15 protein-coding genes and 1 pseudogene are annotated in these 17,843 nt (G+C 33.1%); 2 read left to right on the top strand and 14 right to left on the bottom strand.

Annotation, left to right across the window (positions count from 1 at the left end):
- Window positions 1-613, bottom strand: a 613-nt coding sequence (locus RYO54_RS18565) for a hypothetical protein (RefSeq protein WP_315122056.1), incomplete at its 3' end; no start/stop codon positions are given.
- A gap of 425 nt (window positions 614-1,038) precedes the next feature.
- Between RYO54_RS18565 and RYO54_RS18560 the strand changes: the two are divergent.
- A pseudogene (locus RYO54_RS18560) lies at window positions 1,039-1,143 on the top strand (oleate hydratase); the annotation flags it as partial.
- Window positions 1,144-1,240: 97 nt separating this feature from the next.
- Window positions 1,241-2,176 (top strand): alpha/beta hydrolase, encoded by a 936-nt coding sequence (locus RYO54_RS18555; protein WP_315122054.1) that lies wholly within the window; start codon window positions 1,241-1,243, stop codon window positions 2,174-2,176.
- A gap of 78 nt (window positions 2,177-2,254) precedes the next feature.
- Here RYO54_RS18555 and RYO54_RS18550 read toward each other — a convergent pair whose 3' ends face one another.
- The 13 genes from RYO54_RS18550 to RYO54_RS18490 form a co-directional block, all read right to left on the bottom strand.
- Window positions 2,255-3,979: an ABC transporter ATP-binding protein gene (locus tag RYO54_RS18550; RefSeq protein ID WP_315122053.1), complete on the bottom strand. Its 1,725-nt coding sequence runs from the start codon at window positions 3,977-3,979 to the stop codon at window positions 2,255-2,257.
- Complete coding sequence (locus RYO54_RS18545; RefSeq protein WP_315122051.1) at window positions 3,964-5,730, bottom strand: ABC transporter ATP-binding protein; 1,767 nt, start codon at window positions 5,728-5,730, stop codon at window positions 3,964-3,966. Before RYO54_RS18545 ends, RYO54_RS18550 begins: the two co-directional genes overlap by 16 nt.
- Window positions 5,731-5,931: 201 nt before the next feature.
- A complete protein-coding gene (locus RYO54_RS18540) occupies window positions 5,932-6,912 on the bottom strand; it encodes an AraC family transcriptional regulator (RefSeq protein WP_315122049.1) in 981 nt (326 codons plus the stop codon).
- A gap of 171 nt (window positions 6,913-7,083) precedes the next feature.
- Complete coding sequence (locus RYO54_RS18535) at window positions 7,084-7,716, bottom strand: DsbA family protein (RefSeq protein WP_315122047.1); 633 nt, start codon at window positions 7,714-7,716, stop codon at window positions 7,084-7,086.
- Between the two features lie 21 nt (window positions 7,717-7,737).
- Entirely contained in the window at window positions 7,738-8,373 is a 636-nt protein-coding gene (locus RYO54_RS18530; protein ID WP_315122045.1) for an NAD(P)-dependent oxidoreductase, read from the bottom strand.
- A gap of 135 nt (window positions 8,374-8,508) precedes the next feature.
- A complete protein-coding gene (locus RYO54_RS18525; protein WP_315122042.1) occupies window positions 8,509-8,937 on the bottom strand; it encodes an Rrf2 family transcriptional regulator in 429 nt (142 codons plus the stop codon).
- Between the two features lie 172 nt (window positions 8,938-9,109).
- Complete coding sequence (locus tag RYO54_RS18520; protein ID WP_315122041.1) at window positions 9,110-10,855, bottom strand: ABC transporter ATP-binding protein; 1,746 nt, start codon at window positions 10,853-10,855, stop codon at window positions 9,110-9,112.
- 1 nt (window position 10,856) lies between these two features.
- Complete coding sequence (locus RYO54_RS18515) at window positions 10,857-12,647, bottom strand: ABC transporter ATP-binding protein (RefSeq protein ID WP_315122039.1); 1,791 nt, start codon at window positions 12,645-12,647, stop codon at window positions 10,857-10,859.
- Between the two features lie 252 nt (window positions 12,648-12,899).
- Window positions 12,900-13,859, bottom strand: a complete 960-nt coding sequence (locus RYO54_RS18510) for an AraC family transcriptional regulator (protein WP_315122037.1) — start codon at window positions 13,857-13,859, stop codon at window positions 12,900-12,902.
- 122 nt (window positions 13,860-13,981) lie between these two features.
- Window positions 13,982-14,341, bottom strand: a complete 360-nt coding sequence (locus RYO54_RS18505) for a metal-dependent transcriptional regulator (RefSeq protein ID WP_315122036.1) — start codon at window positions 14,339-14,341, stop codon at window positions 13,982-13,984.
- A gap of 209 nt (window positions 14,342-14,550) precedes the next feature.
- Complete coding sequence (locus tag RYO54_RS18500) at window positions 14,551-15,789, bottom strand: nitrogenase component 1 (RefSeq protein WP_315122034.1); 1,239 nt, start codon at window positions 15,787-15,789, stop codon at window positions 14,551-14,553.
- Window positions 15,776-17,071: a nitrogenase component 1 gene (locus RYO54_RS18495; protein WP_315122032.1), complete on the bottom strand. Its 1,296-nt coding sequence runs from the start codon at window positions 17,069-17,071 to the stop codon at window positions 15,776-15,778. The genes RYO54_RS18500 and RYO54_RS18495 overlap by 14 nt, the downstream gene beginning before the upstream one ends.
- Window positions 17,071-17,823, bottom strand: a complete 753-nt coding sequence (locus tag RYO54_RS18490) for a nitrogenase iron protein NifH (RefSeq protein WP_315122030.1) — start codon at window positions 17,821-17,823, stop codon at window positions 17,071-17,073. The genes RYO54_RS18495 and RYO54_RS18490 overlap by 1 nt, the downstream gene beginning before the upstream one ends.
- Window positions 17,824-17,843 lie beyond the last annotated feature (20 nt).

Below are 17,843 nucleotides of genomic sequence, written 5' to 3'. Positions count from 1 at the left end.
CACCTGTCGCGCCTGTTGCACCGGTTGCACCTGTTGGACCAGTCGGACCTGTTGGGCCTGTTGGGCCTGTTGGGCCTGTCGCTCCTGTTGGGCCTGTTGGACCTGTTGGGCCTGTTGGACCGATTGGGCCTGTCGCTCCTGTTGGGCCGGTTGGGCCGGTTGCTCCTGTCGCACCTGTCGCACCTGTCGCGCCTGTTGCACCTGTCGGACCAGTCGGACCTGTTGGGCCTGTTGCTCCTCTTGCTCCTGTCGCACCTGTTGCACCTGTTGGACCTGTTGCTCCTCTTGCGCCTGTTGCTCCTGTCGCACCTGTTGCACCTGTTGGACCAGTCGGACCTGTTGGGCCTGTTGGGCCTGTTGCTCCTCTTGCTCCTGTCGCACCTGTTGCACCTGTTGCACCCGTCGCACCTGTTGCTCCTCTTGGACCGGTCGGGCCGGTTGGACCGGTTGGGCCTGTAATGTGACGATAACCCCAAGAATCATAATGTTCTTCACAATTATGCCTCTCTTGGCATTTTGATTTATCCCAAGTCATACCTGAATTATCACCCGAAGTAATATAATAATTGTCTTCTAAATCCTTATTGTCTCTATCGGAAGAATACCTTAACATATCTAGTAATCCCCTCCTTAAAATTACAAATATAGTGATTTATCTCACTTTACAGCAATTTATCTCACTCATCATACTATATGCTCTTGTTAACAAAAAAGCGTGTCATAAAATGTCAGAGAAAAAGTTCCAAAATTTCATTTTTTAACATAAGAGCCCTGGTAAATTTAAGTTTATCCATTATTTTTAAGGTTAAGAATTGTACCCGTTGCAAATAATGTATTTTTCACATCACTAATATTACCTAAACAATGAAGTTTCACATTCAAGGCCCTTTTTCTATATTGAAAATATCGTTTTGTTTAAATTATCTAATCTATACTTTCTTTTCTCTTATACTCTTAATTTTCTTAGCGTATTTCTAAAACAATTAAGCTATTTTTATCAGGTAAATTTATACATATTTACGATAGTGTATAAACAAGGATACAACTATTCTATGGGGATATGGTTTATACACAAATAAGATCGGGGATTACGTAAAGAAACCTATGCTTGATTGCACAGGCGAAGAGCTTCTTATTGAGTTAAAGTTATTTATCATTGACATTATTTCCTCCATTTATTATTATGCAAATATGTAACTATAAATACTTTTCAGTCAATGAAGGAGGTTCACATAGAAATATGATTAAGATTCTTTTTATAGTTTTTATATTAGCCATATTAGTAAATATAGTAGCCAGTTTATATTTTTATAATATAGCTATTGCTCGTACAAAAAAAGATTTTTTAAGCAATAATGACGACCTAGAAACTACTACTATAATATTACCAAAGGACTCTAAATTCCAATGGTTTGGCAGCATAAACTTTAAAGATGTTGAAATAATTTCAGACGATGGCTTGAAACTACATGGATATTTTATTGAAGCAGAAGCCCCTACTAAAAAGACGGCAATTCTTGCCCATGGATATGTAAGCAAAGGTAAAGACATGATTAGCTATGCAAAATTTTATCATGATAAACTGGGTTATAACATTTTAATGCCTGATGACAGAGGACATGGTAAAAGTGAAGGAAGCTATGTAGGCTTTGGATGGTCCGACAGAAAAGATTATTTAAAGTGGATAGATTATATTATTAGCATTGTTGGAAAAGATTCAGAAATTGTACTTCATGGTGTGTCTATGGGAGGTGCCACAGTGCTCATGACCAGTGGCGAAAATTTGCCTGATAATGTAAAGGCTATAGTTTCTGACTGCGCCTATACTTCAGTAAAGGATCAACTGGAGTATCAATTAAAAAAAATGTATCATTTGCCCTCTTTTCCCGTTATACAAAGTACAAGTCTCTTAACTAAAATAAGAGCAGGATATTTCTTTAGTGAAGCTTCGGCTTTAGAGCAAGTTGCTAAATCGAAAACACCTACTCTATTCATTCATGGGGATGCAGATACTTTCGTTCCTTATGAAATGGTAAACAGATTATATGAAAAATGTGCCAGTGAAAAAGACATATTTATCGTCCCTAACGCACGACATGCTACTGCATACAGGGATGACGTATTAGGTTATGAAACAAAAGTAACTGAGTTCATAAGTAAATATGTATGTAAATAGTAAGTTTTTATTAAAATCCCCACTCCTATCAAGAGTGAGGATTTTAATCTATTTCAGATCTATTATTTAAAATACAAATTATATTGCCCAGCTTTTAGCTTTTTCCATCTCATTGTACATATTGTAATATCTCTTTTTATTTTTGATTAACTGTTTGTGGCTACCTTTTTCTTCTATAGTTCCTTTATTCAATACTATTATTTGATCAGCATCTTTTATAGTATTTAATCTATGAGCTATTACTATAACTGTTTTATTTTCTGTAAGATTTTTTATAGATTTTCTAATTTCTAGTTCATTATCTGCATCAAGGGAAGCGGTAGCTTCATCTAATAATATTATAGGTGCATTCTTTAATATAGCCCTAGCTATTGATATCCTTTGTTTTTCTCCCCCTGATAAAGTAGAGCCACCTTCTCCAACTAAAGTATCATATTTGTTTTCCAGATTTTCTATAAATTCGTGACAATTTGCAATTTTAGCTGCTTTTATTATCTCCTCTTTAGTTGCTTTTTGATTTCCTAATTTTATATTGTTATATACTGTATCATTTAAAAGATATACGTCTTGAAATACCATGCTTATATGTTTTAATAATGAATCGGGATTTATGTCTTTAATATCTTGTCCCCCTATTTTTATAGTGCCGTCACTTGTATCCCAAAATCTAGCTATAAGACTTGTAACTGTAGTTTTTCCTGAACCTGAAGGTCCTATAAGTGCCGTCATAGTTCCCTCCTTAGCCTTAAAACTCAAATTTTTTAGAGTACTTTCTCCTTCTTCATATTGGAAATTTACATTATTAAATTCAATATCATAATTTTCAAAGTTTGTTTCTTCATATTTATAACTCATTTGTGGTTTATTGTATGTTTCTATTAGTTTTTTGGATGCAAGTTTAAAGTATCTAATCGTCCCATATTGAGCTGCAAATCCCCTTATTACATTTGTAAGTGCTATATTTATTATAATAAATGTTAAAAATTCTTTTTTTCCAATACTTCCTGCTCCAAATTTTGTGGTAGCTATAAGTAGTAATATTGGAAAACTTAGATCCACTATTGTCTGAAATATAAGTACATATGGTACAATTGATATCTCCGTTCTTATACTTTCTACTTTTAAATCTCTAAAAGATTTCTCTAATCTTTCAAACTTTTCACCAACTAAATTGTGTGCTTTAAATACTTGTATTCCACTAAGATATTCAACCATTCTTGATATAACTTCATTCATTACTCTCTTTTTCTGTTTACCTATCTTAGTAACTCTTTGTCCTCCAGCATAAATAATAGGCATAGCAATGAGTATAGCCATAAGTTGAAGTATACCTAATTGGAAATCAATAGAAAATGTTATTAAAAGTAAATAGCTACTAAGAAATACTGTTTTTATTAAATCTCCTGTACTGTGAGTTATTATTCTTTCAAAATCTTGTAAATCATTAGTCATTATATTAGATAAAGCACCTATACTATTTTTATTAAAGTATCCAAGATTTAGATTTTTAACATGATCCCCCAATGATATACGCATTGATTCAATAATACGAGCTCCTCTAGCTTGTATTCCTGTATATCCTATTGAATTAACTATAGCTCTAGCTATAAAAACTATCACCATAACAATTGTATAAGTTTTAATTTTTGAAAAGCTTAGCTCTTCATTAATTAAATCTAATAATACAAAATATAATATTCCATAAGAAAACATATTGAACAACGAATCCATAGTTAATAAAATCGTTGGTTTTATAAGTTTTTTTCTATCTTTTCCTAATAATTTTTTTATATCTGAGAGCATATTAAAGAATCACTTCCTTCCTCTATATATTCATAATCATACATATCCCAAAGATGTTTATATAATCCTTTTTTCTTTATAAGATAATTATGATCTCCTGTTTCTACAATTTTACCTTTATCTAATACTACAATTTTATCTGCATTTTTTATTGTATATAATCTATGAGCTATAATCATAGCAGTTTTATCTTTTAGTAAAGTTCTAAGAGCATCTTGCATCTTACTTTCATTCTCTATATCTGAATATGAAGTTACTTCGTCAAGAATTACAATAGGACTATCTTTTAATATTGCTCTTGCAATAGATATTCTTTGCTTCTCTCCTCCACTAAGTTTGATTCCATTTTCTCCAAGGGATGTATTATATCCATTAGGTAGGCTCATTATAAAATCATGGATTTGTGCTTTTTTACTGGCTTCTATAACTTCTTCCATACTTTTGTTCGAGCCCATTTTAATATTCTCTAATATGCTATCTTGTAGCATAAATGCATTTTGGAATACAAAGGATACATTGTCCATCAAATTTTCCATTTTAATATCTTTTATATTTATGCCATCAATGGTAATACTTCCTTCTTGAATATCCCAAAACCTTCCTAATAACTGTGCTAATGTAGTCTTACCTGCCCCTGAAGGTCCTACAAGTGCTACTGTAGTCTTTGGTTCTATAGATAAAGATAAATTTTTTATAACTTCCTTTTTATTATATTTAAAGGTTATATTATTAAAACTTATTTTTCCATTAATCTTTGAAGTTAAAGTTTTGTTTCCTGATATTTGAACTTCTTCTTCAATAATAATACTTCTTACTTTACCAGCTCCCTCTAGAAGTATTGAAAAGTTCCCCCCAAATTCTAATAGTTGTTTAAAAGAGGTTAAAAAATTAGCACTTAGAATCAAAAACAATATATAAGTAGATACATTTATGCTTCCATTTAAAAACATTATTCCACCTATAGGTATTATAAACAGCAGTCCTGAATCTATAAGAACTAAAAATATACTATAAAGTGAAGCTGTTTTCATGGTTATTTCAACCCAGTAATCTGCATATTCTTTAGTTATATCTTTATAATTTTTAAAAGATTTAGCAGATAAATTAAATGCTTTCATCACATTCATTCCATTTATATATTGAATTATTGTAGAATTAAGCTTCTCAATTAAATTATGGTAATGTTTCATTCTTACTTTAAATCCTTTAAAGACCATCATCTGAATTATAATGCCTAAGATAATTGGAATAAATAAAACCAAAGCTAATTTCCAATTTAAATATAAAAGATAAGACATAAATATAATGGGAGCTACAGCGGCTGAAGCTAAATCTGGAATTTGATGTGCTATAAAATTCTCTAACTTTTCTATATCCTCATTTATGGTTTTTTTAACCTCTCCAATAGTATGTCCTGTAAAGAATCCCATATTAAGTTTTGAAATATGATCTATTGCTTTCATTCTAAGTTCATACAATATTGTAAATGCCGCCACATGTGAAAATACTCCTGATGTTAGAAATACCATCATCTTAACAATTACAATAATGCTGGTAATTATAGCTAAAGATTTAATTCTTTCATAATCTACTTCTCCTTTAAAGAGCTCTAATATTATGCTATACATCAAAATATAAGGCACTATAGAAAGCAATGAACTTATTATGCTAAATATAGCTGCCATATATAATTTGAATTTTTCTTTACCAGATGTCTCTAAAAGAAACTTTAAATTTGATTTTTCTTTCATATATTTCTCCTTTCTATAACATATCAAAATTTATTAAATATCCTCTCAATAAAAGTATAATTGATAATCATTCTCAATATCTACTCCAAAAAATAAAAAATGCTCCAAAAATAAAAATCAAATAGATGATTTTTATTAAATTTGAAACATTTTTACTATACTATTTAAGAAAATGCTATAACCACATACCTAATTTTTTATTTATAATTTCCTGTACTTCAATGGAGTTATATTATTATAACGTTTAAATAGATTTGCAAATTTACTTGGATTTTCATATCCTACTTCATTTGCAATTTCTATAATAGACATGTTTGTGTTTTTCAATAAATATTTTGCTTTTTCCATTTTTGATTTTTGTATATACTCATAAACAGTATATCCTATAGCATTTTTAAATCCTTCTTGTAGTTTATATATGCTTATATTTAAATTACTAGCTAATTCTTTAACGGAGGGTGAGTTTTCAAGATTTTTACTTATTATGTCCTTAGCCATAATTATGATATCTGCTTCTTGCTCCTTAGAAGTTTTTAAAACTCTTTCATTATATTTTTCTTCAAGAACAGTGGTTAAAAGCTCTATTGTCTTCAGCTTAAGATTCATATAACTCACTACATTGTGGATTGAAATAGAATCTATCTGATCTGCTATTTTCTTTATATCATAGCTAGCCTTTTCGATTATTAATATATCTTCTTTAAATATATTGTTCATATTCTTTTGCCAATCTATTATTGCTCTCTCTTCCCATGTTGGATTTATAGTATTTTTAATGGTATTAAAATTCATGTGAATAGATATACTTTTGCACTTATTGTATTTAAAATTAAAATACTCCACATCATTTAATGATTTATAAATAAATATATTCCCTGCTTCTAATATATACTTCTTATTATCAGGCATTGAAAAAACTTCTACATTTCCATTATAGCAATATCCCAATTCTAAAATATCACCATCAAATTCCCTATTATCAAATTCCGTTTCCATTTTATAATCAATGTCAATTTTCGAGATTTCCAATCCATCTTCTATTCTCATTCTTGAAAAATTTCCTGCGCCAAATTGTTTTCCTATAATATATTTTTTCCCTAATAATTCATCTGAAGTTTTACAACAATATTTATCTTCAATATGTTTGTAATATATATCTATCATATCCTTTTTACCTTTCAAAACTACCACCTCCTATACTTAAACCATATAATTTATATAATCTACATCTTAATTATAACTTTAACAAATTATTTTATAAATGCAAATGATTATCATTTTTAATTTATCTAAAAAACAGAAAAAGACCATGAAATTCATCAACTAAAAATTTCATGGTCTTTTCTATCTTAATTATATTGGTGAAGAAGACAAGATTTTATCTAGCTCTTCAAAGCTACTATAGCCTTGTGAGATTATTTTTCCTTCATCTCCTTTAGCTACAATAACTGTTGGAAAACTCATTACCCGCATTGAGGCAGCCATATTAAAATATTCAAAAGTTTCTTCTGTTAAAGCCTCTGAGAGAAATTCTCTCTCAAACTCTTCTCTAGCTATACCAAATCCTTCAGCTATTTCAATATATGTTTCCAAACTATTAGTATCCTTTCCTTCTATGAAAAAGGCTTCTTGAATTTTTTTAAGAAAGCTAAAAGCTGCATCCTTTTTTAATCTTTGAATTAAAACTACTGCTTTTGCCCCTGGGAGACTATCTAAAACTACACTAGTATTTTCTAATATATTTTTATTAAATCCTTCTCCAAATCTTCTTCCAGTTAATTCTTCTATTCTCTTATTATGATTTTTTATATAATCACCTAAGCTATTATTCATAATTTTAGCATTATCACCTACCCACATTCCTCCAGGTAAAACGTTAAAATCATAAATTCCCTTGTACTTTTCTTGTATTTTAGTTATAACATCGCTAAAGCCATAGCACCATCCACACATAGTATCCATAACATAATATATTTTTGTTTCCATATTTTATTCCTCCTAGTCAAATTAATATCCTACTGTAAATCTTCTGCCAGAGAACTTAGGTTTTTCAACTTCGTCTAGCATAGCAAAAGCAAAATCCTCAAATGAAATATGACTAACGTCTTTTTCATCTGTTACTAAGTACTCTTCATCAGTGCGGTAAACTCCTGTCCTTTTTCCTGGTTCAATAAATGCAGCAGGACTTAAATTTGTCCAATTAAGATCTTTCTCCTGTTTGTAATACTCTAATGCCTCACCATGAGCCAGTGCAATTGGCTTCCAATCTGAAGGAAAATCCTTTGTTTCAACCAATTTAATATCCTCTTCCACAAGGAGACTTCCAGCTCCCCCTATTGATAAAAGACGAGGTACACCTGCTCTTTTTACTGCATTTATTAAGTTTTTAGTAGCATCTACTAAACCTTTTTCATTACCATATTTCGGACCAAATGCACTAATAACTATATCATTTCCTTCTATAGCCTTGCATATGCTTTCTTTATCAAATATATCTCCTTCAACAAACTTTAAGTTATCTTGCTTACTTTCAATTTTTGATATATCACGAACTATTCCTGTAACTTCATGGCCTCTTAATAATGCTTCCTTTAAAATAACTCTTCCCGCATTTCCATTTGCCCCGATTAATGCTATTTTCATAAATAATCATCCTTTCAATTTAATTTTATTAATAGTTTTGTTGTAACCACATCAGTTACAACAAGCATAAAAAAATAGTAGTATATTCGATGTAACTTCAAAAGTTACATCGATATTGAGATTTTTAAATGAATTCTACTTAATCTTTTCTAACAATCCTTCAACAATATCCTTCATTGTAACATTCTTTAATACATCCTCCATTGCCTCTTGAGCTTTAAGCAATATAATTTCTAATACAAATTGAATATTAGCACCTATAGGACATTCTGGATTTGGATTTTCATGTATTTGAAAAAGTTGTCCATGTTCAACTACATCTACTGCTTTATATACCTCTAGCAAAGTAATGTTTTCTATGGGCTTTAAAAGATACGCTCCTCCACCACCCGGATTTACATTAACAATACCAGCTTTTTTTAACATTCCAGTTACTCTTCTAATAATCACCGGATTAGTATTTACACTACCAGCAATCCATTCTGAAGTACATAATTTATCTTTTTCCATGGATAATATTGATAGTATATGAACTGCCACAGAGAATCTACTACTTATTTTCATGCTTAATTCCTCCTGTTGTAACCATTATAGTTACAACCAAAAAGATTGTCAATAGACTGTTAAAATTTTTTTTAGAAAATCTACTTCTACCATAAGTAATTATAAGTAAAAAAGGCGCTTTTTTTCAGCACCTTTTTCATTTTATATAGATAAAATCACAAGACAAATGTTCTTAAATACTCCATCCTTCCGCTGTCCTTCGTATGTCTAAAAACCTCTTATAAACACCCTCCTGATTTATTAACTCTTTATGAGTTCCTCTCTGCACAATACGCCCCTCATCCACCACAAGTATCTGACCTGCATTTTCAATGGTAGCAAGACGGTGTGCAATGATTATGATAGTTTTCCCGTGTACTAAAGCACTGATGGCCTTTTGTATTGCATGTTCGTTTTCTGGGTCTACGCTGGCAGTTGCCTCATCTAAAATAACAATTGGAGCATTTTTCAGCATTGCCCTAGCTATAGATATTCGTTGTTTTTCACCTCCAGAAAGTGTGGAGCCACCGTCTCCAATCACTGTTTCATATCCATCAGGGAGGTTCATAATGAAATCATGACAGCAGGCTTTTTTAGCTACCTCCATTACCTCTTCAAAGCTTGTCTCTGGTTTTCCAAATCGAATATTATTAAGCACTGTATCATGGAACAAATATACCTTTTGAAACACCATGCTGATGTTTTTGAGAAGGCTGTCACAAGTCATCTCCTTTACATTGACACCTCCCACGGACACACTTCCTTTATCAACGTCATAAAACCTAGCAATCAAACTACATATTGTGGATTTTCCGCTTCCCGAAGGACCAACAATTGCTGTAGTGGTATTCTCTGGTATATTAAATGACATATTCCTTAATACATCTCGCTTTTCATAGCCAAAGGTGACATCTTTAAATTGAATATCATATGTTGATAACGTTATGTCCTTGCCGTTTTTATCAATAAATTCTGCATTTTCTATGCCATCTAATTTATCCAGTGTGGCATCAATAATTTCCAATACATGAGCCGCATTATTTATGGTTTCAATATGTCCAAAAATGACAAAGGAGAATATAGCCATCATAAGCATGGTTGGAATATCCATGGACCCATTTGCAGCCATTATTGCTGATGCAAGAACAATACCCACAGATGCTGCCTTAAGGGCAAATAAGTGGAGGCAATTATATGGAACATAATTCTTTTCAATTTTAAGATTTACATCCTTGCTCATCTTATAAGCGTTACGAATACCTTCTATAGAAACTCCATCACGTTTAAATGCTTTAACTACAGGCATTCCTCTGATATACTCAATAGTAGCTGCTACCATACTATCCTGTGCCTTCTGATGTACCAGTGCATTTTCCTTGCTCTTTTTACCAAGTAATTTTAAGAATAAAGCAGATAACAAAATACCTGCTACTGCAATGAGAGCAACCCACAAATTATAAAACGCTAGACAAAGCACCATTGTAAATGCACTGATATATCCGTTTACCACCACATCAATCATCTTCATCCCGTGCATCTCAATAAAGGACAAATCTGTTGTTACAGCCGAAGCAATTTCTCCAGTATTATTTTTGCTAAAAAACCCCAAAGATACCCTTTTTAATATGTCGCCAATACCAATTCTTTGTTCTGCTGTTACTTCATAGCCAATACTGTCCTGGGTTGATGCTCGAAGATAAGCAAACAAAAACCTGCCTGCCACAGTAAAGATCATAAATCCTAACATATAGAATACCCAATCCATCGTCAACTTGCTAGTCCCCTTCATGTCCTCTATGATAAGGTTCAGCCCATAGGCCACTCCCATAATTGGCATGGCCGTAAACATAGTATTAAAAAAGGAATATATAAATCCTATATATAAGCGTTTCTTTCTGTGCCCGGACCACTGAATGATTCGTTTTATTGATTTAAACATCTTACTTCACCCCTCCTTTCTCATTGTTAGCTGCCCATTTCTTTGCACCAATATGAGCCTTCCACATACCTTTATAAAGTTCGCACCCCTTAAGCAGCTCTTCATGTGTACCTGTATTTACAATACACCCTTTCTCCATAACGATAATTTGATCTGCATTTTTTATGGTTGATAGTCTGTGAGCAATTACCAATAAGGTTTTTTCTTTGGTAAGGGCGGCAATGGATTTTTGAATTTTGTCTTCATTTTCAGGATCCGTAAAAGCTGTTGCTTCATCCATTATAACAATGGGTGCATTTTTTAAGATAGCTCTTGCTATGGAGATCCTTTGCTTTTCTCCCCCTGATAATTTTCCTCCTGCTTCTCCAGCATTGGTATCATATCCATTATCAAGATTTTGGATAAACTCATGGCAACAAGCAGCCTTTGCTGCATTAATTACTTCTTTATCAGATGCACTAGGATTACCAAGTCGTATATTCTCCATAATTGAACAGTTAAATAAGAAATTATCCTGAGTTACGAAACTCACTGTGTCTGCAAGCTGTGACAAAGGAAGACTTTTGATATTAATACCCCCAATTTTAACTTCTCCTTTGTCCACATCCCAAAATCGTGTAATCAACCTTGCAACCGTAGATTTTCCTCCTCCCGAAGGACCAACCAAAGCCGCAAAGTTTCCTTGAGGAAGTTTCAGATTAATATTATTGAGTACATCATTTTCTGTACTATTTGAATTATCAGCTTTGTCAGTATCATAGGAAAAGGATACATTTTTAAGTTCAATATCATATTTATGAATGTTTACCGGCTCTAATGGATTTTCAAGCCCCTTCAGATTTAAAAATTCATATGCATCATTCACAGCATATTCTATAGCTTTGGAATCATTCACAAATACCGTAAAGCTAGTTAATGGTGCTACAATTCCCAAGGATAATATCAAACACATTGTAAGATCCGCTGGACTTAATGACCCATTCATATACAGATACATTCCGACAGGCATGGTTCCAAGTATAGTTGATGGTAAAACCGCGCCACCAAAGTTCATGAGTTTCCAAGTGCTTTCAAACCAGTTTAGTGTATATGCTTTAAAAGACTCTACTGCTTTTTCAAATTTTTCATAAGAAGATGAGGATCGATTGAATGCCTTAATGACTTCAATTCCTTCTACATATTCTACAATAACGCTATTTACATAGTTGCTAGACTCTATATAATCTGCATATTGTTTATTAAATGTCTTCATCATAATTGCGTATGCTACAACTGCGATGGGTACTGTAACCATTGCTGCAAGTGCCATGCGCCAATCTATCATAATTATGTAGATAAACACACCTATAGGTAAAAGCAGATTAGAGATTCCTTCTGGAATCAGATGAGCCAAGGGAAGTTCAATAGTTTCCACTCGGTCTATAATCACATTTTTCAGCTTTCCTACCGGTTGATTCAGCACAGTGCCAAGTGGAGCTCTCATTAATCTGTCAGCAATCTTAAGGCGCATATTCTCTAGTATGGTGTATGCAGAAAAATGCGCTAACATAGTAGATATAGCATAAAAAAGAAGTTTCACTATATACCCAGCAAGACATATTGCTGACCAAAATAATACATCCTTTAGCGTCTGCCTTCCTTCGAAAAACGAAATGATGATTTGATAAACTCCTACATAGGGTACGATTCCCCCTGCAACACTTATTATTGCGCATATTACTGAAATAATCATTTTTAATCTGCACTCCTTGGCAAAGGCCAAAACCGTTCTTAACCAATTTTCTTTTTTCATTTTATACTTTCACCTCTCACGGATTTTTAAGTTTTAAAGACTAGCTATTGTCAGTCTTTTAAAACAATTATAGGGATTAGTTAAAATCAACTAATCCCTATTTTAATGCTTGAAAAATATAGCCGCCACTCCACAAAGGTCAAACATGCTCCGATTAGACATTAGAGTTAGTCTATCCTAACTCTAACACTTAATAAAAATGCCTTTTGGCACTTATAAACACATATATAATATATCGTAATAATATTTCATTCAGACAAATGTTCTTCGATATTCAGAGGGTGAACTGTTCATGACTTTTTTAAATGCAGAGGCAAATTTACTTGCATTCTCGTAACCTACCTTACCTGCAATGGTGGTAATACTTTCATTGGTTTCACGTAGCATTAAAGCAGCCACCTGCATGCGATAAGACCGCATATACGCATATATCGACGTTCCATAAACGCCCTTAAAGCAATTCTTCATAGAAGTAAGCGGTATCTCAAATTGGCTAGACAATTTTTCTAAGGTGATATTCTTGTCTATATGATCAGTCATATATTTCATAATGCCTTTTACTGTTTCAACCTGATTTTTAGTAAAATATGGTCGTTCTTCCCCGTTTATTTTTACATCTACTACGCTCAAAAACAATAGCAATTCTAAAATTTTAATCTTAAAATAATTTATACGTATCTCATCAGGTACAGTATAGAGCTCAGAAAAAATATGCTGAATAGAGTCTTTTGCGCGCATGATGAATGGGCATTTTCCAGAACAAAACTTGTTGTACAATTCTCGCAAGTCAATAGAAAGTCCATCAAAAATAGTAGATAAGGTTTTTGATGCTTCATCAATATATATTGCAACCGTAATTCCATGATAATGTTTTAGAGGAAATCCAAATCCAATAGCATGATGATTTCTTGAATTAATCTGTAAATCTCCCTCTTGTAAATACATATATGAACCGCTCTGAAATTCCCATTCAATACGTCCCTCTCGGCAATGATCTATTCCCATCATTTCTACTTTCGGAATAAACTCCGAAAAACAATTCTGCATGTGAAAATCATTGTACATTAAATCAATACCTGGAAACACCTTGTAGCAAGTCATGGTACCTTCACCAGTGATATCTTTCATTTCATATACAGTACAATCTTCATCTTTCTTTATCACAGTAATATTATTACCGTAAGATGCCTTTTGTTCCAAAAGCCCATCCAAATTCATTCATCTCCTTTTCCTACCGTAATAATCTCCTTTAAGAACAAAAAATGCTCCAATGTTTAGTAAAGTATACCCCTTAAATTAAGCTGGAAGTAAGTTTTACTATTCCTACTGACATACTACTTTTTTAAAAACTTCTTAATTCCCTGAAAAGTTTCATCACTGATGATATGTTCAATTCTACAGGCATCTTTTTCAGCTATATCTTCACATACCTTTGCTGTTTCAACTAAGAACAGAGTTAATAGCTGGTGGCGTTCATATATACCTTCTGCTTTTTCACGTCCCATATCAGTCAAATTTATATATCCTTTACCATCTACATTAATGTATCCTGATTCTTTTAATAATCCTACTGCATGGCTCACACTTGGCTTACTAAAATTAAGTGTCTTTGCAATGTCAATAGACCTTACACCCCCATTCTCATTCTCTAATATTAAAATTGTTTCTAAATAATTTTCCCCTGATTCGTACATAATTACCCTCCACAACATGAAATATAATATTATACTGCTAGTGAACATATTTTTCAACAAGCCAATATTTGTATTTACCATCATATAATATTTATATATACTTTTCAATCAATTAAGTATTTTTACTCATATTCCCATAGAATCTAAATACTAAGAAAAAGCTCAAACAATTGTCACAGACAAATGCCTAAGCTTTCTAAATATTATATCTAATCATTTATTTGCTCTAAAAGCCCGTTGAGCCATAAGTTTAGTAAATTTACAGCTCCACGAAAGCCCATAAATGGGGATTCATAAGGATTTAGTCTCCATTTTATATCAGGATTAGATATTTGAAGCTCCATATTTCGATTTGCCCATTTTAAAGCCTCTCCACTTGCCATTAAAAGTCCTTTTTTCTTCGATATTATAGCCTGCATCCATTCACTTTCCAAAAAACAAGGAATTTCTTCACTTGCCATGCTCTCACAGTCACACCAGCAGGTTCCTCTATCTAAGGATAATTCTTCTTCTGCATAAGATAGAATACCCTTTACCACATCTCTATGACCTCCTAATGAAATTTTTGCTTCTTCAGGATGCTCTCTTTTTATATGTTCAAATATACGTATGGCTAGTGAAGTTTGATTCATAATTTTTTCTTTTTCTGATTCCATAAAGCTATTATTTGGAGTTAATCCAGAAATCTTAGCTATCTTATAAATCCATGCCAAAGTCCCCTCAACTCCGTAGGGCCTGGCCAATAAATATGGCGTTCCGAATACCTTTTTCAACTGTTTTGCAGCAGGCTCACCTTCTTGTCGTATAACTAAATTAACATGGGCTCCACCCATGTTCTCAATTTGCTCTACAGATGTATCAGAAGTCATAATACAAAGTTTTTCCATACCAAAGGCACCATTCATTATGCGTATAAGTTCTTCTGCATCAGCATGGAAGCGAAATAAATCGGCACAAGAACCAATTATATTAAAAGTAGGCTCTTGTGTTTTTCCTATATCCTTTGGTAATGTTTTTGCAAGAAGCAAAAGTGCCTCCTGAACGCCGCGATGTCCACATATGTCAAAGCCCCCATATCCAAATGGAAGCAAAGTAACATTGGGGTATTCAGATTGTAATTCTTCGCATATAGCTACCAAGTCCGTTCCGATAACCGTCGGAACCGAAGATGGCAGTAAAAAGATAACTTTAGGCTTATCCCTTTCTGCAATTTGAGAAATAGTAGCATTGAGTCTTCTAGTATCTCCTAAGGAAATGTCTGCTTCATCAATGTGAGTAGAATATAATTTACACCCTTTTGATATACCAGCTTGATTTAAAAACATTCGCCCATACTGCATGTGTCCCATGCATCCGTATTCAATTAAAGCAGCATCGCGTACTGATGCAAGAGTCCATAATGCTCCCATTCTGCCTGACATTGGCGGTTTAAATCTATGAATTCCCATGGCTGTTCCTCCTTATTTCCTGCATGTTTACTTTTTCATAGGCCTTTAACATCCTACTTAATAAAACTACTGTTCTTTCATAACCCATTTGCCCATACAAGTCCTCCAAATATGGAAGGCAAGGAATTGAAGCTGACTTTTTCAAAAGTTTTCCTAAAGAAAATTCTGCGTTAAGGCGCTCCAAAAGGGATATATCTGCATTATCATTTACCATATGACAGACCATTGGATTATAATCTTTATTTTTAATGGCTTTTGCCCATTTTTTATCATCGGGATAAAATTCATCCATGTGCAAAAGCATAGGATTCATTTCAAATTTACTTAAGTATAATACAAGGGGCAAAGGCATGGTGGCACCGATATGAGTTAAAATATAGTTTTTCCCTTTAAACACATCTTCCACCTGCTTCTCCAATTCAATAGCTTTTTTTCTTGATTCATCAAATTCATGACTAAACTTGATTTTCAACGACTTTTCTATAGCTTCATAGAGGTTATCAATTTCAAATACATCATAAATTTCATGAAGACTTATAAACGGAACTTGAAACTTATCCCACATCATTTCAGCCAAGGGATTCATAAAAGGTGAGATCACAAGATTGAGGGCTGCATTCGGTGAAACAATAAAGTCCTCAACATCAGATTTTGGAGCTAACATTCTAATGTAAAATCCTCTTTTCTCCAACGCTGTTAATAATTCAGGCATAGGAATATGCTCTTCTCTAGGACTACGACCAAGAATATTAATTGTATCAGTACTGGTTTTTCCTCTCTTCATTAAGGTTTCAAATGCTAATAATGTTTTCCAATAGCCTGAAGGATAACTATTACATTTAAAATGTGCCATTAATACAAAAGTCAGTAGAGCTGAAACTTGAGGTTGTAGCTCATGTACAATTCCCTCTATATCTTCTCCAATAATCTCTGGAACACAAGTTAAAATTATCATAATAGCCTTTGCACCGGACTTGTCCATTTCTCTGATAGCTTCAATTAATCCTTTACGACATCCAAATACAACTTCTTTTGAATCTAAAATATATGTCCAATGAAGTTCACCTTCTTGACTTTTGACATGTGAAACAACATTGCGACTGTAAATTCCACATTCTGGTGTACCTACAACCAATGTAGACATTCCCTTTACTTTTGAGCTAAGCGCCAATGCAGTATGCATAGGGCAATGATTCCCTGGGAAAGCTGCGGGAGTTAGAAACTTTACGCCGGCATTTGTCTTAACTGAAGATAAGGGTTTTAGATGTTTCAGTTCATCCATCATCTCTTTCCTCCCTCCAATAAAATCTTTGCCAAAGTACGGTAATGATTTGCCATATCACATTCAGGAAAGGCTTCAACTACAGTTTTTCCTAAAGCTTCAGCTTTTTGTACATATGGATCTCTAGACATGCAATAAATCACTGGAGTTTCAATTTCCTCTGCAGCCTTTCTAACTAACTTTTGTTCATTTTCAATATTTTTAGAGTTTAGTATCAATCCTCGTAAGGATGCATATCCACGCTTACCAAAGCTTTTAACAGCATGTGCAATATTTGTAGCCGCATAAAGTGACATCATTTCTCCTGATGTTACTATACACACCTCATCAGCATATCCTCCTCTAATTGGCATGGCAAATCCACCGCATACTACATCGCCTAATACATCATAGAGGATAACATCTGGCTTATATACTTCATATGCATCCAATTCTTCTAGTTTTTCAAAAGCAGTGATTATTCCACGGCCTGCACAGCCTACCCCTGGAACTGGCCCTCCTGATTCTACGCATAAAACCCCAGCACTGCTTTTAAATACAAGATCACCTAGCTCTATATCCCCCTTTTCCCTCAAAGTATCCAATACTGTGGGAATATTTTTACCACCAGTTAAGTTGCGAGTAGAATCTGCCTTAGGATCACACCCAATCTGCATTACTTTTAATCCCATTTCTGCTATAGCTGCAGATATATTTGATACTGTAGTGGATTTACCAATACCTCCTTTTCCATAAATCGCAATTTTTTTCATATACCCATCTCCTTTCAATG

Origin of the sequence: uncultured Clostridium sp. (genome assembly GCF_963515715.1) — a bacterium.
Classification (GTDB): domain Bacteria; phylum Bacillota; class Clostridia; order Clostridiales; family Clostridiaceae; genus Clostridium_AW.
This window is presented reverse-complemented; position numbering and strand designations above follow the sequence as displayed.

Bases quoted from the DNA above. Each gene is read 5' to 3' on its own strand.
- RYO54_RS18495 (WP_315122032.1), bottom strand. From the start codon at position 17,071: ATGGATGAACTGAAACATCTAAAACCCTTATCTTCAGTTAAGACAAAT.
- RYO54_RS18545 (WP_315122051.1), bottom strand. From the start codon at position 5,730: ATGAAAGAAAAATCAAATTTAAAGTTTCTTTTAGAGACATCTGGTAAA.
- RYO54_RS18550 (WP_315122053.1), bottom strand. From the start codon at position 3,979: ATGCTCTCAGATATAAAAAAATTATTAGGAAAAGATAGAAAAAAACTT.
- RYO54_RS18535 (WP_315122047.1), bottom strand. From the start codon at position 7,716: ATGGAAACAAAAATATATTATGTTATGGATACTATGTGTGGATGGTGC.
- RYO54_RS18490 (WP_315122030.1), bottom strand. From the start codon at position 17,823: ATGAAAAAAATTGCGATTTATGGAAAAGGAGGTATTGGTAAATCCACT.
- RYO54_RS18530 (WP_315122045.1), bottom strand. From the start codon at position 8,373: ATGAAAATAGCATTAATCGGGGCAAATGGAAATGCGGGAAGAGTTATT.
- RYO54_RS18505 (WP_315122036.1), bottom strand. From the start codon at position 14,341: ATGTACGAATCAGGGGAAAATTATTTAGAAACAATTTTAATATTAGAG.
- RYO54_RS18555 (WP_315122054.1), top strand. From the start codon at position 1,241: ATGATTAAGATTCTTTTTATAGTTTTTATATTAGCCATATTAGTAAAT.
- RYO54_RS18500 (WP_315122034.1), bottom strand. From the start codon at position 15,789: ATGGGAATTCATAGATTTAAACCGCCAATGTCAGGCAGAATGGGAGCA.
- RYO54_RS18525 (WP_315122042.1), bottom strand. From the start codon at position 8,937: ATGAAAATAAGTAGTAGATTCTCTGTGGCAGTTCATATACTATCAATA.
- RYO54_RS18520 (WP_315122041.1), bottom strand. From the start codon at position 10,855: ATGTTTAAATCAATAAAACGAATCATTCAGTGGTCCGGGCACAGAAAG.
- RYO54_RS18515 (WP_315122039.1), bottom strand. From the start codon at position 12,647: ATGAAAAAAGAAAATTGGTTAAGAACGGTTTTGGCCTTTGCCAAGGAG.